This window comes from Pseudoalteromonas rubra (assembly GCF_005887095.1).
GTDB lineage: Bacteria > Pseudomonadota > Gammaproteobacteria > Enterobacterales > Alteromonadaceae > Pseudoalteromonas > Pseudoalteromonas rubra_E.
Genome location: NZ_PNCI01000031.1, coordinates 17,271 through 40,755, shown reverse-complemented (window position 1 = coordinate 40,755; position 23,485 = coordinate 17,271). Strand labels below are relative to the sequence as shown.

Here is a 23,485-nt window from a genome sequence, read left to right as displayed (position 1 = left end):
TGAGCCTGAACGACAGCGAGACTTGGACACATTCAATCAAGAGGTAATCTGATATGAAACCAATCAAAGACGTCATTATTATTGGTGCCGGACCTGTCGGGTTGGCCGCTGCAGCGAGACTGGTAGAAAAAGGCATACGCCCCACCATCATTGAAAAAGGTAACTCTGCCGGAGCGGCAATACGCCAGTGGGGTCATGTGAGTTTGTTTACGCCCTGGTCCTATATGATTGACGACGCCGTTGTAAGCTTGCTTAATCGACATGGCTGGCCAGGCGTCGATCTTAATGCCATCCCAACTGGTCAGGAGGTGGTTGAGCAGTACTTGCAACCTGCGTCGCAGCTGCCTGAGCTTGCTGAAGGGATCCTCTATAACACAGAGGTATTCGGAGTGTCGAAAGAGGGGAGCAGTAAGCACACAACGCAAGGTCGCGACCGTGCTCGTTTCGCGGTGCATAGTCGCAATGAACAGCGAATTCAGGTGTTGTATAGCGACGCTGTGATTGATGCTTCCGGCACCTGGTCAACACCTAATCCATTGGGGTTAGATGGCCTGCCTGTGCCGGGTGAGCTGGCAAATCTGGACAGAGTGCATTATGGCATTCCGGATATTCTGGGTGCGCAACGAGGCGATTTTATGAATAAGCGAACATTGGTCGTAGGTGCGGGTCACTCTGCAATGAATATTGCGCTGGACTTACTGAAACTGCAAACCGCTGAACCGGACACTGAGGTGATCTGGGGAATGCGAAAAAACAACATAGATAAACTACTGGGCAGAGGTATTAACGATAAAGTGCCGGCTCGTAAGCAGCTGGGGCTGGCAGCAAAACAAGCGATTGAGCGCGGTGCACTAAAACTGCTTCCTCAGTTAGAGATCAGACAAATCACGCGTTCTGACCATGGGCTGGACATCGATTATTTGGTGGCTGGCACCCAGGCTGAGATACAGGCAGATCACATCATCGTTGCCACTGGCTTCAGGCCTGATCTGGATATGTTGCGAGAGTTAAGGCTGGATCTGGATCAGGTTGTCGAAGCGCCGTCACAGCTTGCGCCTTTGATTGACCCAAACCTGCACAGCTGCGGATCGGTGCGTGCCCATGGTGTCGATGAACTGTCCCATAATGATGCGCACTTTTACATTGCAGGTATGAAGTCTTACGGACGTGCTCCTACCTTCCTGATGCTGACCGGTTATGAGCAGGTCCGCTCGATTGTTGAATCTTTGGCTGGTAATGAAGCCGCGGCCAGACGCGTTCAGGTGAGATTTCCCGGCGCACCCGCAGCTCAATCAGGCGCTTGTTGCTCCTAATTGACGTTGATTTGTGTGTTATCGCAGGCAGTATCACAGTCGTGCGATAACACATCATCACAGCCGGGTTCATCGGCTTGATTGACACAGCACTCCTCCTGTAAAAATCCGATTAACCCAATCAGAGCGTCATATTGAGGCACGCAATAAAGTGTCCGGCTTTCTCGGCGTTGTTTAACCAGCCCTACTTTAACCAGGCGATTTATATGGTGCGACAAGGTAGAGCCAGGTACATTCAATGCTGCCTGTATTTCTCCAACAGGGACGCCCTGCATGCCACCTTTCACCAAATATCGGAAAATGCTCAATCGGGTTGTGTGCCCCAGTTCGGCAAGTTTATCTGCCGCTGATGCCAGATCCATAGTGTTGTACTCCTCAGTTATATAATTCCATAGTACTGGAAATATATAACTGAGGCAAAGCAAGCCAGTGAATTTCAGGTCTGTCACCTTTTTCAATCTGGCCTGTTTGATGGAGTTATGCTCAGGGTTGCGTGCTTATATGCACTTCCTGTGCATTGCTGTCTCCGGCTATCTCTGGCTGATACATCATTTCAACGCTGGCGGGCGGCGCCAGATAGTTGCCACCGGCCTGTGCCTGTGCCAGATATTCAAACGTTGTCGTCCCGGCGCTGAGATATGCCTGATGCCAGAGCACTTGTTGTGCCCCTTGTGATGTCTGTTGCATAAGCAGACTGGTATCCGGGGAGTCCGCCTTTAACCCGTTTTTATACTGAGTATGGCTGTGTTGCGGGTTGAGCAATCGCAGCCCGCCCGGCAGTGTATCGGTTAACAGCACATGCGCTCGTGTATCAGCCGAAAAGACCTCTAATGTGACTTTGATCAGATCGCCAGGCTTAATTGCCTGACCTGTAAAGGGCCGCCATTTGTCATTGCTGTATATATGATAACGTCGAGTCACATCCAGGCCATTACTCTGCGTCTTGGACAATGAAAGAGGCTGACGGGTTTGTACTGTTAACCAGTAGGGCTCTGCCAAAGGTGTCTTTATTTTATATTCGTTGCTCCGAGCATCAGGTGATGCTGTCAATGATACGGGGGCCGCTGCATTATGCTGGTGGTCTTGCAGGGCTAGCGCACAGATCCCATCATTCAGCGTATTGCCAAAATGTCCCTGGCGGTGTTGACGACTGATGGCCAGTTTGCTGAGTTGTGCTTTCAATGCTTCGCGCTCAGTGAGCAGCAGAGCAAGACATTGCTCCAACGGACCTGACAGCGCACTGAGGGTTTGATCCTCAAAGCCGGTGTCGAGAACCCTGGTGAGTGCACGCTCCAGTTCAGGCTGCTCGTGTCCGAGCGCTTTCATTGCCAATAGTTGTAACAGATTACTGCGAGTGCCCGTTACACCGAAGGTGTGTCGCCAGGAGAGTACCTGCTCAAGTGTCACCTGTCGGCTTTGCGCTAGCGCCCACCACTGCCAGTCGGCACTGTCATCGTCAAATGCTCGCCGCTGGTGCTCTGCTATATGTAATGCCTCAAGCAAGTCCTGGCTTATGGCTTCTGGTATTGTTTTATCGATAGTCAGATTCAGGGGACTGTTATTGAGCCAATGACTGACGAGCAGCGTATAGGCGCTCAACATTGGGTCTGGGTAGGCGTGCGGGTAGTAAGCGTATCCCGTACCAAATTGCCAGCTTGAGTTCTCAGTTGCGCCCTTGGTAAGCATTTGTTGCAGGGCCTGCTTTCCCTCTGGCCAAAGTTCACTGGCAAGGGGGTTTACACTGTAGCTCAATGCTCTGGAAAGCGTTTGCTCCCAACATTGATGAGGATAATGCTGATGGTGTTGCTGTAGTGCAGACCAATTGGGGGCGAGCTGCTCAATGGAGTGCGCTTCAGCTGATTCGACCTGTACACCCTCCGCCAGTGTCACTGTGTTTTGGCGGGCTGGGTCTAACAGCCATGACTGCTGCACAACACGGCTACTATCGCTGATCCTAAACTCTGAAAGTCGCGGGAATGCCATTCGTTCGCTGTGCAGCTGCAATATGTATTCACCCGGTGGCAGCTCAGGGAGTGTGACATCAAGCAACTGTGGCTCCTGTTCTTGCACCTCAATGGCGTGCTCTGCGAGCGTCTTACCGTTGAGTGTGAGCCGCACTTTATCCTCTAATGGTTTACCCAGTCGGTTTTCTGCCCGAATGGTGACTATGGCTTTGTCACCCTGGATAAAATGTGCTGCATGAGAGAGGTGATATTCCAGCCCCGCATGACTGGTGATGGTGTTTGTATAAGTCTGTGTGCTCTGTGTATTCAGGGCCACGACAAACACACGCCAGCGCCCAAGTAACTGGGGCAGTTGCAGTGAGACTGTTTTTGTCTGGTTAGCTTTAAGGGAGATGACCGGTTGCCAGATGGTATTTGCCAGAGCCTGAGACAATGTATCGGGTGGGGCGAGTCTTGATCTGGTTACCATCATTGCTTCAAATTGAGCTTTAAAAGATTGCTCATCCAACTGTTGGATAAATTGCGATGCGACCAGTCTGTCACTCAGGTTATAGTCACTGATAAGGCTTTGCTGATACTCTTCACGGTTAAACAATCGATTGAGATGCGTCTCGCCTGCCTGTGCATTGGCAATATTAAACAATGCATCATTGACCAGCCAGAGCTGAATATCCGCGTCCTGATCGCTGGATACCTTGATATCCAGCTGATCACTGGCTGACACTGTTTCTGGGTGCTCTACCCTGATTGACAAAGCGTTAGCGGGGCGCACCTCGACGGAAAGGATGGCAAACTGGCCGCGCATGTCGGGTTTGGTTGGTAAAGTCGGTGCAGAAACCGCCCGTGTAAAACGAGGCAGGGCTTGCCATTCGAGCTGTGCAGCGCTGGCGTCACTCAGCCACTGTTGATGTAGCGCTTCTCTGTGTTGGTCCGAGTAAGGCATCACGGCTGTTATCCGAAAGCCGGGTAGCCAGCTGAGAGGCACCTGCAAAGTTAAGTCGTTGCTTCCCTTTTTTACTGTAAAGGTGCGTAGTGACTGATGCTCACCGGCAGTGATAAATGCCAGTATTTCGCCGTTTCTGAGGGCGTTTACAGAGAAAGTATATTCCGCTTGGGCCGTTATGTGTTTTTTACCCGTTAAGCCGAATTGTGCAACCGATTCGCTTTCATCTGGTGAAGAGTCACTGCGAGAAACGCTGCGTCTCCACAAGTAACCCTGCTTCCCGCTGTGAATATCCAGATAAAAAAAGCTTGACTCGTTGTCGGGCAGAGCACACGTTGAGGGTGTCTGGATCTCACAAAGTAACACCTGTTCTTTGCGTTGTTGGCCCTGTTCCTTGGTTGAAACTTCCATATGAACAGAGGCCGGCACAGACACCGGATTACCAGAGTGGTCGACGGCTATGATATGTACTTGTCCGTCTTGTTCCCGGACACCAATATAGTGCTCACGGGATAAGTAGGTCAGTTGCTGATTGAAAAATTGCACTTCGCCTTGCTCCGAGGCCACTCTGCCAGACAAAGCCAGTTTCACCAGTGGCAAAGTCTCAGTTGGCGTGAAAGTAGCTGAAGACAGCTTGCCGTTTGTGTTCAGAGGAATGGCGTTATTGCGCTGATTCGCAGGCTTTTCTCTTCTGCTGCTAAAGTCATACTCTTGTGGCCAGCCACTGGGCAGATCTGAATAACCAAAGCGAATAAACTGGTATTTCAGCTCACCACTGAGGTTGCCAGCATCAAATCCATTCATGGTTTTGCCACTCACAGAGACGTTCAGTGGCCGATCTTTATATGCTGTGTCAGGGTGTTGCCAGGTAAATTCTATCTCAGGTGGAATAAACTCAGAGACATAAATTGAACCCAAAAAGTGAGATGTATCCGCTACCTTGGCGTGCACATGGTATCTGCCCTGCTTATCAACGCCTTCGGGGAGGTGAAATTGTCTTAGCCCAAACTCAGACACTGACTGTTGTGCCAGGCGAGCTTTGTGTTCGGAGCCTCTTCTTTGCAGTGTGAGCTCGATATTGTCGAGCACAGGTTGCAGGCCGTCGCTGGTGTGACGATACAAAACGACACTTAAGTCGATGGCTGAATTGGGCTGGTAAATGGGCTGGCTTTTTAGCAGCTCGCCACTGATTGCCACAGTAGATTGGGGTGTGAGCGCCATCATGGCGTGTGTGGTGTCTTTGCTGGCCCATAACCAGCAGTCAGCATTGTTTTGTGGCTGTAAAGACTGCCACTGTTCAGGAGGCAGCGTAAGCAGCCCCTGCTGATCACTTTGCCCAAGATATTTGGGCGCGCTAAAAGACGCACAGGCAAGGTAAATATCGGCATCAGCAATGGCCTTACCAGTATCAAATTCGGTGTTGTACAGGGTAATACCGGAGCCATGATGGACAGACAGGCTAAAGTCTGACGCAGTCAGTGTTTGCTGCTGCTTACGTACTGCTATCTGACTATCATAAACAGAGGACGAACCCGGGCCTTGGAGATCGTAAAACAGTATGCCACTTCGGTCTTTCAGATGGCCACTGACAGGTAAGTTAGTTTGATGTATTTGGTTATCCATATGGTGCGGCATATCCGGCAATGGCATAAGGAGTTCTGATTTATCTTTTGTCTTTAGCCAGTGATGCAGCTGCGCCAGCTCGAATACGGGATAAAATTGAATTGAGAGATCTGCTGTATTGCGTGTGTTCAGAGACAGTGTCGCGGGGGTACGTGCCCGATAAGCACTGCCTGATTGCTCGCTGATATGCCAGTAAGGGCTACTGGGCCCTGTACTCAGTGTCAGCATACCTGCTTTTTTAAATGGATGCCCTGTTGAGTCTGAACGCAGTGCGCTGAGATCCAGTTGGTAGTCCGTTTCCCCTTTGAGTGCGATGGGATAATAGTACAGGTCACTTTCGTGGCTTTCACGTGCGTTGCCTTTGATTATCACAGGTTGCGTGGCAACCGATGCTGACAGGACAGACTCCATTAACCAAAACTTCTCTACCCTGTGGGTAAAGCCCAGTGCCAGTGCTTCTGGGGCGCAGGTGCCTGCCTCTTCAGTAGGGAGCGCTTTAAAAGCGTTTTGCCAGAATGACGCTCGCGGGAAAGGCTTTACACAAAAGAGCCCCTTAAACTCGGCCTCAACCTCTGGCTCTGGGCGTTGCTCCGGTGAGAGAATAGGTTGCGAGCCCGGTAATGCAATGTGCGTTTCTGTTGGCTGAAAACCGGCAGGCAATGCAACCTCCAGCTTGCCGTTTTCTATCGATTCAGCAAAGTCAAATGTGAGCTGATAGCTTTGTCTTGAATCGGGTATCTCATAATGTTGCGCTGTTGGAACAATAGACTGACCATTGAGTTTAAAGGTCAGCGAGTGCGTGATATCCCATACAACGCGTTTGTCTGTTTCTGTGTCAGCAGAGTAAACCAGCTGAAGCTGCTTTTCTTCACGCTCTTCTATGTAAATGGGCCAGTTGGCACTGTGCCACTTTGCTGCACGGTCATTTTGTAACTGAGAGTGCAGGCCAGGAAATCCGGCATCAACACGTACTCTTACTGGTTTATAGGCACTTGTTTTTGTGTGTATATCACAACTGAGCTTATTGAATGCCACATAGCGCCAGCGGCACTGCTGCTTGTATTGATCAGTGAGTGTGATATGCGTCAGTTGTGCGTGGCTCGGTACTTGTCCCGGCTGAGCAATATCCTGGTCAAACTGGATCAGAATTTGTTTGAGGGTGTTTTTTTGAGTATGAAAGCGAATATCCTCGACCTCTAAAGCCTGAGTAGCCCAGGTTAAGCAGGTGAGCAGTAACAGCACGCCTCTGAGTAACATATTGAGTCCTTGTAATGGTGTATCTGGTGACTTTAGCAAATTTATAACGTTGACCAGTAGATAAAGGGGTTAAAAGCACATTTTTTAGCAAGATTATCATTTTTTTATTGATAATCTTTCAATCTTTAGCCAATTTATCGTCAGGTCAATAGGGGCTACCATGACACGCGTTGCTTATTCAATCTTTGCTTGCTTTGGGAGGCCGATAACCGTGGTAAAACTCAATACACTCAACAGCCTGTTGGCTGGGACCCTGTTTATTCCAGTTGCTGTGTTGGCTACTGATGCACACACTACTGCAAACAAGATTAAGGTGGTCAGCACAGAGCAAATAGAGTGGGGTTACCTGAATCCTGCACGGGGTGACAAAAGCCCAAGAGCGGCAAACCTGTGGGGCGACAGAACTGGCTCTGGTGCTACCGGAATGCTGGTCAGATTTGAGCCCGGCTTCTCATCGCCACCACATATTCATAATGTGTCTTACCGTGGGATTGTGATAGAAGGTTCACTACATAACGACGACCCCACTGCCAAAGCCATGTGGATGCCATCGGGCTCTTTCTGGACCCAGCCCGCGGGTGAAGACCACATTACGTCAGCCAATGCGCCAGCGAATATGATTTATCTGGAGATAGACAGCGGTCCCTATCTGGTGAAGCCATCTGCTCAACAGTTCGACAATGGTGAGCGCCCCGTTAACCTTCACTATAGCAACCTGACCTGGCTGGATCAGAGCACCTCGACTCAGCTGGTCGGTAACGGAATAGAAATGGCTAATCTGTGGCAAAAAGACAGCTTGTCAGGTGTGCTGTTGCGCTTACCTGCCAATATAAAAATGACGTTGTCGAGCGAAGGCACTGAGTTTAAGGCGGTGATGATCCAGGGGCAGCTTAATTTCGAGCGGGAAAATGCTCGGCAGATGCTGCACGCTGGCAGTTTTGTGACAGCTCACCAGCCTGTAGACATGTCTTTTTCAGCGGACCAGCAAGTGTTGTTATATGTACGTACCAACGCTGCGTTTAAGGCCATGGCAGAATAGGAATAGGCTCACAAAAGCAAGTTGAGTCATGCCCGCCTAATGCATTTTCAGGGTAAACACACCTGTAGCGGTATTATACACTTACGTTTCGGAGCTATGCCTGATGGTCGGTTAAAAAGCTTAGCCAGACTAAGCTTTTTAGTGGCCAGTAAACCAACGCTGCGTTAGCTGGGGTTGATCTCGGCCGCAATCACCGAAATTTCTACTAACAGAGCGTCCCGCGCCATTGCGGCTTCCACACAGGCGCGTGCAGGTGCGTGGCCTTCAGGAACCCAGGCGTCCCACACTTCGTTCATATCACTAAAGTATTTCATATCTTTAATGTAAATTGTTGCCGAAAGAATATGCTGACGATCACTGCCAGCCTGTTGCAACAGCTCATCAACTTTCTCAAGCATGGTGGCGGTTTGCTCTTTAATGCCCTGCTCTGCGTCTTTGCACACCTGGCCACATAAATAAATAGTGCCGTTGTGTTTTACGATGCGACTCATGCGTTGTTTGGTATCAATTCTCTGTATCACGGGTGGCCCCTTGTTGAATGAATAGTGGAACAAAAGAGGTGCACATAGTACCACTGCTTAATTCACAGAGTAACCATTTTGGCCCTGGCTGCAACTTGCGGATTTGTTGATAACAGCCAAGCCGATAAGGTGATTGGAAATAAACCTTACCGGCCGACTTGTGAGCAACTTACAGTCAGGTTAAGACTGGACTGCCGGGTATGTATTATGCGCCCGGGCCACACTCCATACAGTGTTGGACAATATCCGGACCAAACTTAAGTTTGGCGTTAAGGTTGCGCAATGCTGTGCGCAAGCCTTCCTCTATGACAGGGTGGTAAAAAGGCATGTCCAGCATTTGAGGTACCGTCATCTTGTTTTGTACAGCCCAGGCGAGCAGGTGCGCCATGTGCTCGGCGGCAGGACCGATGAACTCGGCGCCCAAAAACAGACCGCTGCCCTGCTCTGCATACAGATGCATGTAGCCTTTATTCTTGAGCATAACCCGGCTACGACCCTGGTTTTCAAAACTCACTTCACCGATTGCGAAGCAGCCACATTTACCATAGCGTTCGTTCAGTTGTTTAAAGCTCTCTCCGACCATGGCGATTTGCGGATCACTAAATACGGCTGCAATCGGTGCACGTCGCAGGCCATTGCGCACATCCGGAAAACGTCCGGCATTTTGACCGGCAATGGTGCCCTGATCGGCGGCCTCATGCAGTAATGGGATCTGGTTACTGGCATCACCGGCAATGAAGATATGGCTTTCACCGCATTGCATTGTATGAGAATCTGCCAGCGGCACACCGCGCTCATCCAATTCTATCCCGGTATTCTCAAGGCCCAGTTTGTCGACATTCGGTACCCTGCCCGTTGCTGCCAGCACATAATCAAACTGCTCTGTCTGCGGTTTGCCATCACGGTCAATATAGGTGAGCTGAGCTTTGTCGCCGACCTGCTTCATATCAGACACTTTGGCGTCGCTGTCGACATAAAACTCTTCTGCAAAGACGGTATTGGCATAATCCTGAATTTGCGGATCTGTGAGTGGTCCAATGTTACCCCCTACTCCAAAGAGTTTCACATTAACGCCCAGGCGATGTAATGCCTGACCCAGCTCAAGACCAATGACGCCTGGGCCGAATACCGCAACTGATTCAGGTAAGTCCTGCCAGTCGAACACATCGTCGTTAATGATAAGGCGATCGCCAAATGCTTGAAAAAACCCTGGCACATTCGGCCTTGAGCCTGTTGCAATCACAAATCGCTTTGCTGTTATAACGGTATGGTCGTCGATCTGAACTCGATTCGCATCCAAAAAGCGTGCGTACCCTTTGATTCTGTCTTGCTCGGGGAGTTCATCCACAGCTTCCAGTACAAAGCCAACAAACCGATCTCGTTCGCTGCGTACCCTTGCCATCACGGATTTACCATCGATGTCGGGGGGCGTGGTATTGACCCCGAATTTTGGTGCTTCAGTGACGCTGTGCGCTGCTTCTGCTGCTGCAATCAACAACTTGCTGGGCATACAGCCGACACGTGCGCAAGTAGTGCCATATGCACCGGCTTCGATCATTAACACATTATCAGTAGATTGTTTGGCATTACGATAGGCGCTGAGCCCAGCTGTACCCGCACCAATGACGACGACGTCAGTTTCAAGTTGTTTCATGTTTTACCTCTGAGCAAGGGGGAGTATTGAGGGGCTGTAACGCCCCTTTACAGATGTGTTGTTTGGCTTGTAATTAAGCCTGCACAGACATTAAGCGAAGTGCGCCGCCAGGTCGTCAGAGCCACCAATGTGCTTGCCGCCAATAAATACCTGAGGGACAGTTTCGCGGCCAGACAGCGCTTTCAGGCTAGTCAATGTCGCTTGCTGACCTAATACCAGCTCTTCATACACCAAGCCTTTTTCATCCAGCAGTGCTTTTGCTTTGGCACAGAAAGGACATCCAGGCTTTGTGATAATAGAGACAGGCTCAGGTTTTACTTGCTCAGGGTTTATGTATTCAAGCATAGTATCCGCATCTGATACTTCAAACGGGTCGCCCGGTACGTCTGGCTCGATGAACATTTTTGCAATCACACCGTCTTTGACCAGCATAGAATAACGCCAGCTACGTTTGCCAAAGCCTAACTCTTTTTTGTCAACCAGCATGCCCATACCTTCAGAAAACTCGCCGTTTCCGTCAGGGATAAGGGTGACGTTTTCGGCTTCCTGATCTTTGGCCCAGGCGTTCATCACAAAGGTATCGTTAACCGAGATACAGACGACCTCATCAACCCCGTTTTGTTTAAACACGCCAGCCAGCTCGTTGTAACGTGGTAAGTGAGTTGAAGAACAGGTCGGTGTAAACGCACCAGGTAATGAGAAAACTACAACAGTTTTACCTTTGAACAGGTCGTCTGTGCTGATGTTCTTCCATTCGTCATTTTCACGTACCGGAAAAGTAACCTGAGGAACTGTCTGACCTTCGATATTGTTTAGCATAATGTGTGTCTCCTTTGATTTCGATGGAGCCATTATCAGCCACACCGATTCATTTGTATAATGGGTTAAATTAATTGGTTCGATTGAAAAAATGGAACGAATACCTTGTCAGGTGCGTATTGCACTCTGACGATGATGTTTTTCAAGGTAGTATGAATTACTCAAAAGTAAAACTGTACGAAAGGGAAGTTGACCAGCTGCTGATGAGCGAGGCGTTGTACCAATCAACTTAATTAAGTATTCAGGGGAAGGGTGAGTGTTACCCTAAGTCCGCCCAGTTCACTGTGCGATAAGGACAGTGTGCCCTGATGTAATTCGGTGAGTTTCTGACAGATGGAGAGTCCGAGTCCTGACCCTCCAAGATCACGACTGCGAGATTTATCGCACCGATAAAGGCGCTCGGTAAGGCGAGGCAGGTCCTCATCACTGACACCGGGACTGGAGTCGTCAAAGTGGCACACCAACAGGCTCTCTTGTCGGGCTATTGTCACGCTGACGCGTCCCGGCTTGTTGCTGTAATGACAGCTGTTGCGTGCCAGATTATTGAAAATCTGATGCATCCGGTTGCTGTCGCAGACAATGAGGTCGGTGTCTGCCAGACGGTTGTCTGTTGTCAGAGTTAAGTCATCTTGTTCTATTAAGGGTTTGATACCGCTGAGTAATTCATCAAATAGCACGCGCGCCGGCCTGGTCTGCAAGTCGAGTTGTAAACTATGGGTATCTGCCTGCGCCAGCTCATAAATATCGGCGATAAGTGTGTTGAGCATTGAGAGGCGACTTTGCATCAACTGATAGGTGGCGTCCGGATCGGTAATCAAATTGTGTTGCAGCGCCTCAATATTGAGCTTAAGCACGGTCAGGGGCGTTCGCAGCTCATGTGATACATCCGCAAGCAGCTGCTGTTTGAGCGTCAATGCCTGATTCAGTACAGTGGCTTCTTTCTCCATCACTTTGCGCTTTTTCAGGTGATACAGGTAAAACATCAGGAAAAAGTTCAGCAATACGATGATGGCTGCTGCGAGCACAACACTCTGCATTCTGCTCTGACGCTTTTGTTCATCCAGTCCACTTTGCAGCTGGTTGACTTTGAGCGTTTCTAAATTGAGCTCAGCATCGCGTTTTTTCGCTGCCAGCCGGGTCAGTCTGGATTGTTCAGTTTGTTGCTTGAGCAGTGCAGTGGCATGTGTCTGATAGGTCAGGGCGGCTTTAAAATTCTGCTGTTGTTGATGTGCAAACGCCAGCACTTTGGCTGCCTCAATCATAGTATCAGTTGCACTAGCGGTGAAATAAGGTGTCAGTTGTTCAATGGCCTGGTCAGGGTTTTGATGGCTCAAGGCGCTGGCATACCAGACGAGATTGTTCAGGTACAGGGCTCGGCTAGTGTCTGGGTTGATTAATGCCAGTCCTTGGCCAATGAAATTGGCCGCCTGTGGATAATCTGCTTTGGCTAATTGCACACGACCTAAGCCGGCAATGGCCCAGCCGAGGTTGCGCTTATGGTTAATTTCCTCGTTAAGTGCTTTGGCTCGCTCAAACGCTTTTTCCGCGGCATCCAGGTCATTCAGTTGCAAATATTGTTCTGCGATCCGGATCTGATTCTGCCCCATATAGAGGCGATCGTTAACTTGTGCATCAAAGCGATAGGATTGCGAAAATCCATCCAGTGCCGCCTGATGATCGCCAAAATCAACGAATATATCAGCAAGGCCATAATACGTGGCTGACAACATGGCCGGGTCTGGGGTTGCTTGCTTCTTAAGCCAGGTGAGCTGGTCCTGACGACTCTCCAGCGCTCTGTCTAACTGGCCAAAGAGCTTATATATGCGGGCTTCGGTATCAAATGCAGCATTGTGCAGTGGAATGTTGTTGTCTAATTCTGCATAGTGCTTGGCGAGTGTGATATGTTCAATTGCATTTAGGTCCGGGCTGCCTTTTGCTACGGCATTGGCAACCATGCGATGGGCATGACTGAGCATGCGCCAGTCTTGAGTGCGCGAAAAGAACTCGCTGGCTTTCAGAAAGTGCGTTTGAGCAGTTTGGCTGTCGCTCAGGCGATATGCCAGGTCACCACGTACCCAATGATATTTCCCCAGCATAGAGTCATCAGGGTGGGCGTTTAAATGCGACTCTAATGCATCCAACCTGATCTGAGCGCGGTCATAATCGTCGAGCCGCACCAGATGCAAAGCGGTTCTGTGCAGGACAAAGGTGCGTTGCTCTGGGGTCAGAGTGGATTCTGCGAGGAGCGCTTCGCCTTCTTCAAGTGCTGTGCGGAAGTCTTTTTTCCCTTTTAATGGAAACTGTTGCGCATAGGATGCAAAATCCGCGCTGTGTGAGACCGAGGGCCAGAGTGCACAAAGTTGAGCAGCAAAGGTTAAGGCGAATAAGTTCTTCAAAGTTAACGTCCGATAGTGTGACGTTAAATTTTATGTGTTATCGGAATAAACGCCTATCCAACTTTTCTATTAAATTGAATAATCCTTCTTAGCACCTGCTTCATTCTGATGCCTAAACTGACCTGGGGGCATGCCATGCCACTGACCAAATGCCCGAATAAACGTATTGGCGTCACTAAAGCCGAGTAAAAAGGCGATCTCTTGCAACGACATACTGGAGCGGCGCAGATATTGGCGGGCCAGATCAGAGCGCAATGTGCTTAACAAAGACTGAAAGTTGGCAGACTCACCATCCAGTTTGCGCTGTAAAGTACGCTTACTAATCGCCAGTTTTCCGGCTACCTGCTCGGCACTCACCTGCCCTGATGGCAATAGCTCCATCAGCAGGGCTTTGACTTTCTGCGTCATACTGGCAGAGGCATCGAGCTCAGCCAGTCGACGAGCAAGATCATTTTCAAAGAACGACCACATGGCGGCGTTTTCGGTCAGAAATGGACGCTGTGCATCCTCCGCGCTGAAGCGCAGTGCAACCTGGTGGCTGAGTGTAAGTTTGATGCCAAAATACTCATTAAATTCTGTGGCGTTGTCGGGAAGCTGTGTAACGTATAACGCACTGGGTATGATTTGAGTGCGGGTTGCAAGGCGAGCGAGCTGGGTGAAAAATGCCAGCTCACACAGTTCAACCGATTTAGGTAAAGGCTTATCATAGCCATAACAATCGAGGCTGAGTAATAAGCCCTGAGCGTCTTCGTGAACATCCAGGGTAAGTGGTCCGATAAGCGGTTTGTAACTGCTGAGACGACGCATCGCTGCACTCAGGTTGGCACTACAAAGACAAGCGAAAATGGCCGGGTCGAAGGCCTCAACGTTGAGATGTTGTGCCAGTTTAAGTGGCAGTGTTTCACCAATTTGCCCTTCCATGGCGTGCCACAGGTCAAAATACTGCGCGGCGCTCAATGACGTGGGCAAGCTCTGCCACAAGTCGGCTGGTAATTGTGCCTGTTTTAACAGTTGCTCCTGATCCAGACCAAGATCTTTAAACAAGATCAGGCAATGGGGCGACAGGGTAAATTTGGAGGTACGCTTCATTACTTTTCCATTGTGCGGCGAGACATAGACAATACCAGAGAGCGAGGTAACAGAGGTACTATCCAGTTTAGCAAGAAGTTTAACACAGGCTCATTAAACGCCAATAGTTTGCCTTTTTGCATGGCCTGATACCCACATTTGGCCACGGAGGTAGCGCTTTTACCTTGCTTGAATACTGCCAGCTCTTCCAGGTTGCCTGTCTTGGCAAACTCCGTGGCTACGGCACCCGGACACAGCGCTGTGACGCTGATCCCCTGCTCTTTCAGCTCTTCTGCCAGGGCTTGAGAAAACGAGGTAACAAAAGCTTTGGTTGCATAATAAGTGGCTTGTAGCGGGCCCGGGATAAACGATGCGGTGGAAGACACGTTAAGGATTTTGCCGCTTTTACGCGCCGTCATGTCCTGAACAAACAAGTGAGTTAGCGCAATCAGGCTACTGATGTTCACCTGGATCATTTCGAGGTCCGTTTGCAGTTCACGTTCATGAAAAAAGCCATGGCCACCGAAGCCGGCATTGTTGATCAGGATATCGACTTCAATCCCCTGCTGCCTGGTTGCTGTGTAAATCTGTTGTGCTGAGTCAGGATCAGTCAGGTCGGCAGTAATAACACAGGCGTTGACACCATAAGCTTGCTCCAGTTCATTTTTCAGCATATTAAGTTTACCTTCTGAGCGGGCAACCAGAACCAGATCGCCTCCTTGCTGAGCATGTAAGCGAGCGAGTTCTAAACCAATACCTGAAGACGCGCCTGTAATGAGTGCTGTGTTTGTGTAAGTCATGATGTCACCTTGTTACCTGAGTTGATGATGCCATTGTAGAAGCTGACATCAAGAAGTGCACTGGCAAAAGGTGACGCTTTACTTGCAAAAGGTGTCGTTCTTTTTCTAATAATGTGGACTGGTATTATATCGAACTAGTCGCGAATGTTGACCTCGCCCCGGACTTTTTCAATGCGCTGGCCACCTGAAGTATCACCTGTGATGGTGAGACCACCGGCCTCAATGACTTCGATGTCACCAGAGTCATCATCTATGGTTACGTGGCCTTTGATGTTTTGCACTACCAGGTTACCACTGCCGTCGTTTATGTTGGCACTACCCTGTAAGTTCTGAACTCTGATAAAGCCGGAGTCATCGCGTAAGTCCAGCGAGTTGCCGCCACGGATCTCGAGATTACCGGAACCATCGACTATGGTCAGGTCGCCACTCAGGTCAGTCAGGCTGATGTTGCCTGATTCATCGTCCAGATTAAGTGAGCGCCCACCAATGATTTGCAGGTCGCCGGAGCCATCTTCGATGTCCATATCGCCACTAATATCTGTGATGTAAACCTGCCCTGACGCATCGTCGAGCTTAAGCTGACTGCCACCCTGAATACTGATGTCTCCAGAGCCATCTTCAATATCCAGCATGCCGCTGACACCCCGGATAAGCATTTGTCCTGAACCATCATCAATTTTGACATTGGCAGCGCCATTTATGTTGATGTCCCCGGAACCGTCTTCCAGCTTGATATCACCTGTCATCCCTGCAATGGCAATGTCACCAGAGCTATCATCAATATCCAACGCCAGGTGTTTAGGCACGCGCACAGTGAGATCGATTCTGGGGCTATTGCCGCTGTACCAGACTATGCCAACCCGCGCGTGTTGTTTTGCGACAAGTCGTGCGTTACTCCCGTCCTGCTCAAGACTAAGCTGATAGCTATGCTCTTTGTCGGTCAGAATTTTGGCATCGACTTCAATGTGTGTGAGGTTAGCGTCACCAATGATATCCAGTGAACCGGCACTGGTATCTGCGACCAGGCTGGAGAGATGTGTGGCGTCCAGTGTCAGGCTTTTTTGCAGCTCTACATCCGCTTCTGTTTTGCTGTGGCCATCAATATGGATCACACAACCACTGAGTGCTAATGCTGCGAATAAGGGAGAGAGTGTTTTTATCATGGTGAGTTTCCATTTTGTTCTTTTTTGATATGTACTGGAATTTGCAAAACAAGTGCCAAAAATATATTTATAATAATATCAATTAGATAACATATTTTTAAGCCTTGATGCTGAACGCATAGTGACTGAATTTAGTGAATTTAACCAAATATTAGTGTAACTAATTATGTGTATGACGTGAGTATGTCACTGAATTGTCAATTATTGCATCTAGCATTGGACGTGTACCGAGTGGCTTACTTTGACGAGCAGACAGATGTTACATTCGATAGTAACCCGGCCATCACAGGACAATACGAGTGATACACAGGCGCTGGCAAGAACTCCGGATTGCGCTATGTTTCTCGGAGTCGGGGCGGCCAGTGCAGCGGAACTTGGGAATTCAGCGTGTGTTATCTGCAGTAACGACTCACCCTGGTTACTGATCGACTGCGGTCACGATACCCTGTTGCGATTTAAGCGGGCGTTTGGTGGTCAGTCTCTGCCTCAGGCAGTATTTATTACTCACCTGCATTACGATCATATTGGCGGGCTGGAACAGCTCTACTTCAAAGCGGCATTGAGTGGTCAGAAAGTGCGGCTGTATGTGCCTGTGCAGCTTATCCAGTCGCTGTGCGCTATGCTGGCTTATACAGGGTTGGCAGAGCAACGTGCAGATATCTGGCACACCTTTGAATTACACCCGGTTGGTGAGCATTTTTTTCATCAGCAGGTTCGGCTAAACTGTTATCCGGTTCGCCATCAGGCGCCAGGTAGTGCTTTTTCTCTGCATCTGCCCGGGCGGTTTTTCTACAGCGGCGATACCCGGCCCATCCCTGAACTATTGATCCACCAGATAGGTCAGGGAGAGATCATTTTTCACGACTGTGTGGCGTCGGGTAACCCCAGCCATGCTGGTTTGGATGAACTACTAAGAGAATACCCGCCAGCCATACTGGCCAGGATATGCGCTTACCACTATCACGGGGAGGACGACATACGAGCGTTTGAAGAGGCTGGTATTGGGTATGCCAAACCACAGCAGATTATTCCTTTTTGTTAAGCCCCTTTACAGTGCGCACCCAGGTCAGTTCGACTGATACGGATCTCAGCCAGCATTTCCTCTTCCTCCTCATCAAAGCCGGTTTCAACAAACCCAAAACTGGCATAAAAGTTCTTTGCGACCGGGTTATCTGGTACGTAACAGATTGCGATTTCTGTGACTTCCGGGAGGCTACGGATCTCCTCCAGTGCTGCACTAAGTGCTTGTCTGCCGATGCTCTGCTGCTGATATGTTTTGTCCACCATTAATCGCCAGATTGAGACCCTGTGGGGCTTTTCAAACACCCACATGATGAGGCCGATCTGTTCACCCCGATAATTGATTGCACGTATCTCATAGTGCAAATACGTCACTGTAGTTGTCTTTAGTGACTGATTTTAGTGTGATCATGGTGACTCCTTTTTTCCTTATATAGGTCCGTGCTGGCTAAATCCAAGCCATTTGTGTGTCTTTTAATGCTCTCAGCAGGTGATTTGTAAGTGTTTGGTTTGTAATAACATCTTTTACTATTACGAGATTTAGTGACATTTGTAGGATAATAATTGCACTATTTTCTGGTCTTTTGGGTAATTTTTTGCTATCAATGATACTACTTTTGGTTGTATTGCTTATTCTCTTATTAATACTTTTGTGGTTTTTAAGAGTCAGAGAAAGAAGCGGGGGAGTTAATCATGTTGTTTTCTCAGTCAGGTCGCACAAGTCATAATCAGTGTTCTTTATTTTTCATCACGATCGCCACTGTCATTCTGTTAGCTATTACCCTGTTACTCGCCTAGCTGGTCGACATCCATGGATGGCCAACACGGCTTGGCTTAACGACTCAAACATATAAAGCATTGTGCTCGTTAATCATATGCTGCAACTTGTTTCATCACTACAATATCTGAATATATTTAGTTATATTTCCCGCAAAATACGTTAAAATACTCCTTTACGATGTTGTGCAGGTCCTGTCCCTTAGTCTGGCATGCCATAATGAAAAAGGGCGCAGAACTGTGCTCGGAATGTAACCGCTCTGTTCAAAGGAAAATTATGCAACTAGTTGATTTAAAAAACGATGATCCCAGTGTGAGAGAACTATTTGCAGAAATTGACCGACTTATGAATACCCTCTATCCCATTGCCAGTGACCAATCTCTGGCGCTGGAAGAACTCAATCAGCCCAATGTTCGTGCTGTCGGTCTTCGCAACGAGGAAGGGATTGTGGCGTGTGGCGCCATCGTGAAGCAATTCGACAAAACCTTGTACGGTGAAATTAAGCGTCTGTATGTTAAACCTCAGTATCGCGGTAAGGGATTGTCCAAACGTATCATGCAAATTCTGCTGCACTATGCCGGCGATGCGCAAATTCCTCTGATCCGCCTTGAAACCGGGGTTAAACAAGAAAAAGCCATTAACCTTTATGAAACCTTGGGGTTTGAGCGATGCGAACGCTTTGGTTTGTACCGTGATAACCCGCTCAGTGTGTTTATGTCCCTGTCGCTAAACAAAGAATCAAACGAGTAGTGTTGAAATCCCGGGCCCTGAAGTCGACTTTGCTGCTATCTTAGTCTAATTTTAATCTGACTATCGCGAAGTTAAGGAGGAGCGGGTGAAAATTCTGGTTGTCGATGACATGACCTCAATGCGCCACGTGATGATAGGTATGCTGCGTCGACTTGGTTTTACAGACATAGATGAAGCCACTGATGGAAAGCGTGCACTGGAATTGCTCGGGATAAAATCCTACCAACTGGTTATCTCTGATCTAAATATGCCCCATGTCGACGGGTTGGCACTGTTACATGAGATCCGCTCCAGGCCGGCACTCAAAGACCTTAAGCTGCTCATGGTAACCTGCGAAAATGGTCGGGACCGGGTGCAACAGGTGTTGCTGCAGAAAGTCGATGGGTTTGTCATTAAGCCATTCAGCCTGGCAACGCTGGAAAAGCAATTTAAAAAGATGAAGCTGTTGGACACCATTGAATAGGTAGCGGAAAATATCAGAAAAAGCCCCGTTATTTCGGGGCTTTTTGGCTTTGAAAATTACTGCTGTGAAGTAACCGGGAAGCCTCGGTCCAGCATCAGGGCTTCTACCGCAGCATCGCGACCGCGGAACTTGCGATAGGCTTCTGCCGGGTCCATAGCGTTACGAACAGAGAACAGGTAGTTCACCAGGCGCTGTGCAACCTCTTCATCGTAAAATCCACCAGGCGCACTGGCAAATGCTTGTGCTGCATCTGATGTCAGTACTTCTGCCCACAGGTAACCATAATAACCGGCTGAATAACCTTCACCGGAGAAAACGTGGCCAAAATGGGTGGTACGGTGGCGCATCACAATTTCGGATGGCATGCCAATCGCCGCCAGCTGAGTTTTTTCGAATTCAACCGGATCGCCAATTTTAGCAGGATCTGTGGTGTGGAACTTCATATCCATAATGGCTGATGCCAGGTATTCAGTGGTGGCGAAGCCCTGGTTGAAGTTAGCTGCCTGTTTGATTTTGTTTACCAAAGATTTTGGCATTGGTTTGCCTGTCTCATGGTGAACCAGGAAGCGGTCAATGACCTCATCGGTCACCAACCAGCGCTCTAACAGCTGAGACTGGAATTCAGTGTAATCACGCACGCCAGAGTTTGAACCAGGATATTTCACTTTAGAAGACAAAGAGTGTAGCGCATGACCAAATTCGTGGAAGTAGGTTTCAGCATCATTCCAGGAGATCAGGCTGGCCTGGCCCTCAGGTGCTTTCACAAAGTTAGAGTTGTTTGAGCTAAGTACATTGGTTTTACCATCAAAGGTGGTGTGGCCGCGGTAGGACGTTGCCCATGCGCCAGAGCGCTTACCCTGACGTGCAAACGGGTCGAGATACCATAAGCCGATATGTTCGCCGCTGGTCTTGTCGGTTACTTCCCATACACGTACGTCTTCATGGAAGACAGGGACTGAGCCCTCTGGCACTTCGGTAAACTCGAAGTTGAACAGGCGCCCGGCAACATAGAACATGGCTTCACGAAGCTTGTCCAGTTGCAGGTATTGTTTTACTTCATTGGAGTCCAGATCGTACTTGGCCTTACGTACTTTCTCTGAGTAGAAACGATAGTCCCATGGCTCAATCTTGATGTTTGCGCCTTCTTTGTCCGCCAGTGCCTGCATATCGGCAACTTCTTCTTTGACGCGGGCAATGGCTGCTGGCCAGACATTATTCATCAGCTCCATGGCGTTTTTGGGGTCTTTAGCCATGCGATCTTCCAGGCGCCATTGTGCGTAATTCTCGTAACCGAGTAGCTGCACGCGCTCATGACGTAAAGTCAGGATCTCATTGATGATGGCTTTGTTATTGTGCTCACCTGCATTATTACCGCGACTATAATAGTTCTGCCATACCTGTTTGCGTAACTCACGTTCTGTGGAGTACATCAGGAAAGGGTCCATAGAGGAACGCGTGTTGGTGACGGCGTACATGCCCGGCTTACCGCGTTCTTCAGCCGCTGCAGCCGCAGAGGTAATATACGACTCAGGCAGGCCCGAAAGTTGATCTTTTGTCAGGTAAACCACATAGCCTTCTTCATCGGCCAATACATTGTTAGCGAAGTCTGCATGCAGCTTTGACAATGTCAGGTTAATCTCGGCGTAACGTTTTGCCGCTTCCCCTTCGAGCGTTGCACCATTGCGGGCAAAATTGTTGTACTGAAGCCAGGTAATACGCTGCTCTTCAGCAGTGAGCTTTTTGAACTCTGCACTTTCGTACACTGTTTTTACGCGCTCAAACAGGGCTTTGTTTTGGGTGATTTGAGAACGGTATTTGGCATATTTTGCCATCAGGCCGCCCTGCATCTGACGAAACTCTGGCGACGAGTTATTTGCGCTCCAGATACCGAAGTAGGTAAAAAGGCGATCCAATGCAGCACCTGAACGCTCCATCGCAACAATGGTGTTCTCAAATGTTGCGGGGGCAGTGTTGTTTGCGATCTGAGCAATTTCACTCAGGTGATCCGCCAGCGCGATATCCAGTGCCGGTTCCAGGTCTTTCAGCTGGACTTTATCAAACTGAGGTACACCCTGATAAGGACCCGAAAAAGGTTGTAGTAGTGGGTTTTGATATTGTTTTTCAGCGATTGTAGGTGCTGCTGAGCTGCTTGGTTGTGTGCTGCTGCATCCTGCCAGTCCGATAATTACGGCTGCGCTGAGTAGTGTTAGTTTCATTTTCAACATAGTTGGATTTCGCTTGTTGGTATTTTAGTGTCAGCATACTAAAAGACTCTTTCATGAAAGTGCAATCAGGATTCGATTAATCGCCAAAATCAAAGTGTAAAAAGATATGAATGGCTAAGATCTGCGCTACACTATGAGGGCTCAAAAACTTCCTTATTCTGGATCATTCAATGGAAATCGGTATTTTTATTTACGATGGCGTTGAAGTGCTAGACTTTAGCGGCCCATTTGAAGTGTTCAGTACGGCTGCGCGTTTTATCGACGAACCCGTAAACATTAGCCTTATTGCACCGAGTCATGCGCCGGTCAGCTGCCGTGGTGGTCTGTCTGTAAACCCGCATTACAGTATTCATGGTCACCCTCGATTTGATTTATTGATTGTTGCCGGTGGGCAACATCAGCATGTTATCAACAACACGTCTGTATTGGCCTGGCTGGCTGAAACTGCGACTCATACACGACGATGTGCGTCGATTTGTACCGGGGTGTTCTTGTTTGCCGAAGCTGGGCTGATTGATGGTAAGTCTGTGACCACGCATTGGGATGATGTGGAGCTGTTGCAAACACAGTACCCACACCTGAAAGTGCTGAAGGATACGCGGTTTGTTATGGATCAGAATTTTACCAGCTCAGCTGGGATCTCGGCCGGGATAGATATGAGCCTTGAGCTGGTCAAGCTGCATTTTGGCAAGAAACTGGCGGAGAACACCGCCCGTCAGATGGATTACAACTGGCTTTAGGACATCATTGACAGCGTTGTGTCGTAAAGCCAGTGAATAACCGGGCCTTTGGCTTTGTCTCTGCGCCTGACCAGGCCCATATCTACTGTCAAGGAGCCGGGAATATTGCGCGTTGACAAAGTGATGACGGCTTCATTAAACCAGTGTGATTTAACCACATGCTCAGGCACCATCGCCCAGCCAACGCCTCTTAGCACCAAGCCTACTATGTAGTAATAACTGTCGATGTGCCAGTGATGCGAGGAGATTGCCTGAGACTGGTTGTTGCCAATGCGGTCGCGGATCACCAACTGTCGGTGCTGATTAAGTTGTTCTACTGTCGGGCATGGGCATGGGCAGGAGGCCAGAGGGTGAGTGGGTGCCACGATCAATTTCTGCTCAAAGCTTCCTAACGGAGTAAAGTCCAGGTTTTGTGAGAGGGGCTTTTGATGAAATAAAATCCCCAGATCGGCTTTTTGTTCTTCGACCCATCCGGCAATATCATCCTGAGAGCCGTTTAATATCGAGAGTTTTAGCAGAGGAAACTGATGTGACAACCGCTCAAACATGGTTTCAAATGCATTGACAGGTACGGCTTCATCCATGGCGACGGTCAGAGAGACTTCTTCTCCGCAGCTCATTGACAATGCCCTGGACTGCAACCTTTGACATTGCATCAGTACGGCTTCCGCTTCTGCAAACAAGTCATGTCCGGCGGCGTTTAATACCGGTAGTCTCGAAGAGCGGTCGAACAACTCAAAGCCCAGGTCGGTTTCGAGATTGGCAATGGCGGTGCTGATGCGTGATTGTGCTTTGCCCAGTTTCCGGGCCGCAGCAGAAAAAGAGCCGGTTCTGACGGCAGTGACAAAGGCTTCCAGCTGGTCGAGGGTCCAGTGCATAAGGGGCTCCAAAGTATCCGAAAAGCGGATAGTTACTAACTTTAAATCATCCGGTAAGCAAGCATAATAGC

18 protein-coding genes are annotated in these 23,485 nt (G+C 49.1%); 6 read left to right on the top strand and 12 right to left on the bottom strand.

Annotation, left to right across the window (positions count from 1 at the left end; translation table 11 throughout):
- Nucleotides 1-53: 53 nt before the first annotated feature.
- On the top strand, nucleotides 54-1,313 hold the full coding sequence (locus CWB99_RS14080; protein ID WP_138552998.1) for an FAD-dependent oxidoreductase: 1,260 nt from the start codon (nucleotides 54-56) through the stop codon (nucleotides 1,311-1,313).
- On the opposite strand, the gene CWB99_RS14075 is transcribed toward CWB99_RS14080, so the two are convergent.
- Together CWB99_RS14075 and CWB99_RS14070 are read right to left on the bottom strand one after the other, a co-directional pair.
- Nucleotides 1,310-1,675, bottom strand: coding sequence for an ArsR/SmtB family transcription factor (locus CWB99_RS14075; protein ID WP_138552999.1), 366 nt, complete (start codon nucleotides 1,673-1,675; stop codon nucleotides 1,310-1,312). The two genes, CWB99_RS14080 and CWB99_RS14075, sit on opposite strands and share 4 nt — an antisense overlap.
- 121 nt (nucleotides 1,676-1,796) lie before the next feature.
- Nucleotides 1,797-7,100, bottom strand: a complete 5,304-nt coding sequence (locus CWB99_RS14070; protein WP_138553000.1) for a hypothetical protein — start codon at nucleotides 7,098-7,100, stop codon at nucleotides 1,797-1,799.
- Between the two features lie 211 nt (nucleotides 7,101-7,311).
- On the opposite strand from CWB99_RS14070, the gene CWB99_RS14065 reads away from it, so the two are divergent.
- The gene (locus CWB99_RS14065) at nucleotides 7,312-8,139 is read left to right on the top strand and encodes a DUF4437 domain-containing protein (protein ID WP_249331918.1); all 828 of its coding nucleotides are present in this window, start codon (nucleotides 7,312-7,314) and stop codon (nucleotides 8,137-8,139) included.
- Nucleotides 8,140-8,303: 164 nt separating this feature from the next.
- On the opposite strand, the gene CWB99_RS14060 is transcribed toward CWB99_RS14065, so the two are convergent.
- The 7 genes from CWB99_RS14060 to CWB99_RS14030 form a co-directional block, all read right to left on the bottom strand.
- A complete protein-coding gene (locus CWB99_RS14060) occupies nucleotides 8,304-8,660 on the bottom strand; it encodes a RidA family protein (RefSeq protein WP_138543184.1) in 357 nt (118 codons plus the stop codon).
- A 205-nt stretch (nucleotides 8,661-8,865) separates the two neighbouring features.
- Nucleotides 8,866-10,314 (bottom strand): dihydrolipoyl dehydrogenase, encoded by a 1,449-nt coding sequence (locus CWB99_RS14055; protein WP_138553002.1) that lies wholly within the window; start codon nucleotides 10,312-10,314, stop codon nucleotides 8,866-8,868.
- 90 nt (nucleotides 10,315-10,404) lie between these two features.
- Nucleotides 10,405-11,133 (bottom strand): glutathione peroxidase, encoded by a 729-nt coding sequence (locus CWB99_RS14050; protein WP_138553003.1) that lies wholly within the window; start codon nucleotides 11,131-11,133, stop codon nucleotides 10,405-10,407.
- Nucleotides 11,134-11,366: 233 nt separating this feature from the next.
- Nucleotides 11,367-13,529: an ATP-binding protein gene (locus CWB99_RS14045; protein ID WP_138553004.1), complete on the bottom strand. Its 2,163-nt coding sequence runs from the start codon at nucleotides 13,527-13,529 to the stop codon at nucleotides 11,367-11,369.
- Nucleotides 13,530-13,598: 69 nt separating this feature from the next.
- A complete protein-coding gene (locus tag CWB99_RS14040; protein ID WP_138553005.1) occupies nucleotides 13,599-14,618 on the bottom strand; it encodes an AraC family transcriptional regulator in 1,020 nt (339 codons plus the stop codon).
- A complete protein-coding gene (locus CWB99_RS14035) occupies nucleotides 14,618-15,397 on the bottom strand; it encodes an SDR family NAD(P)-dependent oxidoreductase (protein ID WP_138553006.1) in 780 nt (259 codons plus the stop codon). The genes CWB99_RS14040 and CWB99_RS14035 overlap by 1 nt, the downstream gene beginning before the upstream one ends.
- A 134-nt stretch (nucleotides 15,398-15,531) precedes the next feature.
- Nucleotides 15,532-16,560 carry a DUF4097 family beta strand repeat-containing protein gene (locus tag CWB99_RS14030; protein ID WP_138553007.1) on the bottom strand — a complete coding sequence of 343 codons (1,029 nt, stop codon included), beginning with the start codon at nucleotides 16,558-16,560 and terminating at the stop codon, nucleotides 15,532-15,534.
- A 256-nt stretch (nucleotides 16,561-16,816) separates the two neighbouring features.
- Here CWB99_RS14030 and CWB99_RS14025 point away from each other — a divergent pair, with 256 nt between their 5' ends.
- The gene (locus CWB99_RS14025; RefSeq protein ID WP_138553008.1) at nucleotides 16,817-17,602 is read left to right on the top strand and encodes an MBL fold metallo-hydrolase; all 786 of its coding nucleotides are present in this window, start codon (nucleotides 16,817-16,819) and stop codon (nucleotides 17,600-17,602) included.
- Here CWB99_RS14025 and CWB99_RS14020 read toward each other — a convergent pair.
- The gene (locus tag CWB99_RS14020) at nucleotides 17,599-17,955 is read right to left on the bottom strand and encodes a GNAT family N-acetyltransferase (RefSeq protein ID WP_249331917.1); all 357 of its coding nucleotides are present in this window, start codon (nucleotides 17,953-17,955) and stop codon (nucleotides 17,599-17,601) included. The genes CWB99_RS14025 and CWB99_RS14020 overlap by 4 nt on opposite strands.
- Before the next feature lie 679 nt (nucleotides 17,956-18,634).
- Here CWB99_RS14020 and CWB99_RS14015 point away from each other — a divergent pair.
- Nucleotides 18,635-19,108, top strand: coding sequence for a GNAT family N-acetyltransferase (locus tag CWB99_RS14015; RefSeq protein WP_138553009.1), 474 nt, complete (start codon nucleotides 18,635-18,637; stop codon nucleotides 19,106-19,108).
- Between the two features lie 85 nt (nucleotides 19,109-19,193).
- The gene (locus CWB99_RS14010; protein ID WP_138553010.1) at nucleotides 19,194-19,571 is read left to right on the top strand and encodes a response regulator; all 378 of its coding nucleotides are present in this window, start codon (nucleotides 19,194-19,196) and stop codon (nucleotides 19,569-19,571) included.
- Nucleotides 19,572-19,627: 56 nt separating this feature from the next.
- Here CWB99_RS14010 and CWB99_RS14005 read toward each other — a convergent pair whose 3' ends face one another.
- Nucleotides 19,628-21,796, bottom strand: a complete 2,169-nt coding sequence (locus CWB99_RS14005) for a M3 family metallopeptidase (RefSeq protein ID WP_138553011.1) — start codon at nucleotides 21,794-21,796, stop codon at nucleotides 19,628-19,630.
- Between the two features lie 170 nt (nucleotides 21,797-21,966).
- Here CWB99_RS14005 and CWB99_RS14000 point away from each other — a divergent pair, with 170 nt between their 5' ends.
- Nucleotides 21,967-22,536 (top strand): DJ-1/PfpI family protein, encoded by a 570-nt coding sequence (locus CWB99_RS14000; protein ID WP_138553012.1) that lies wholly within the window; start codon nucleotides 21,967-21,969, stop codon nucleotides 22,534-22,536.
- On the opposite strand, the gene CWB99_RS13995 is transcribed toward CWB99_RS14000, so the two are convergent.
- Entirely contained in the window at nucleotides 22,533-23,414 is an 882-nt protein-coding gene (locus tag CWB99_RS13995; protein WP_138553013.1) for a LysR family transcriptional regulator, read from the bottom strand. The genes CWB99_RS14000 and CWB99_RS13995 overlap by 4 nt on opposite strands.
- Between the last annotated feature and the right edge of the window lie 71 nt (nucleotides 23,415-23,485).

Bases quoted from the DNA above. Each gene is read 5' to 3' on its own strand.
- CWB99_RS14080 (WP_138552998.1), top strand. From the start codon at position 54: ATGAAACCAATCAAAGACGTCATTATTATTGGTGCCGGACCTGTCGGG.
- CWB99_RS14075 (WP_138552999.1), bottom strand. From the start codon at position 1,675: ATGGATCTGGCATCAGCGGCAGATAAACTTGCCGAACTGGGGCACACA.
- CWB99_RS14070 (WP_138553000.1), bottom strand. From the start codon at position 7,100: ATGTTACTCAGAGGCGTGCTGTTACTGCTCACCTGCTTAACCTGGGCT.
- CWB99_RS14055 (WP_138553002.1), bottom strand. From the start codon at position 10,314: ATGAAACAACTTGAAACTGACGTCGTCGTCATTGGTGCGGGTACAGCT.
- CWB99_RS14050 (WP_138553003.1), bottom strand. From the start codon at position 11,133: ATGCTAAACAATATCGAAGGTCAGACAGTTCCTCAGGTTACTTTTCCG.
- CWB99_RS14040 (WP_138553005.1), bottom strand. From the start codon at position 14,618: ATGAAGCGTACCTCCAAATTTACCCTGTCGCCCCATTGCCTGATCTTG.
- CWB99_RS14035 (WP_138553006.1), bottom strand. From the start codon at position 15,397: ATGACTTACACAAACACAGCACTCATTACAGGCGCGTCTTCAGGTATT.
- CWB99_RS14030 (WP_138553007.1), bottom strand. From the start codon at position 16,560: ATGATAAAAACACTCTCTCCCTTATTCGCAGCATTAGCACTCAGTGGT.
- CWB99_RS14025 (WP_138553008.1), top strand. From the start codon at position 16,817: ATGTTACATTCGATAGTAACCCGGCCATCACAGGACAATACGAGTGAT.
- CWB99_RS14015 (WP_138553009.1), top strand. From the start codon at position 18,635: ATGCAACTAGTTGATTTAAAAAACGATGATCCCAGTGTGAGAGAACTA.
- CWB99_RS14005 (WP_138553011.1), bottom strand. From the start codon at position 21,796: ATGTTGAAAATGAAACTAACACTACTCAGCGCAGCCGTAATTATCGGA.
- CWB99_RS14000 (WP_138553012.1), top strand. From the start codon at position 21,967: ATGGAAATCGGTATTTTTATTTACGATGGCGTTGAAGTGCTAGACTTT.
- CWB99_RS13995 (WP_138553013.1), bottom strand. From the start codon at position 23,414: ATGCACTGGACCCTCGACCAGCTGGAAGCCTTTGTCACTGCCGTCAGA.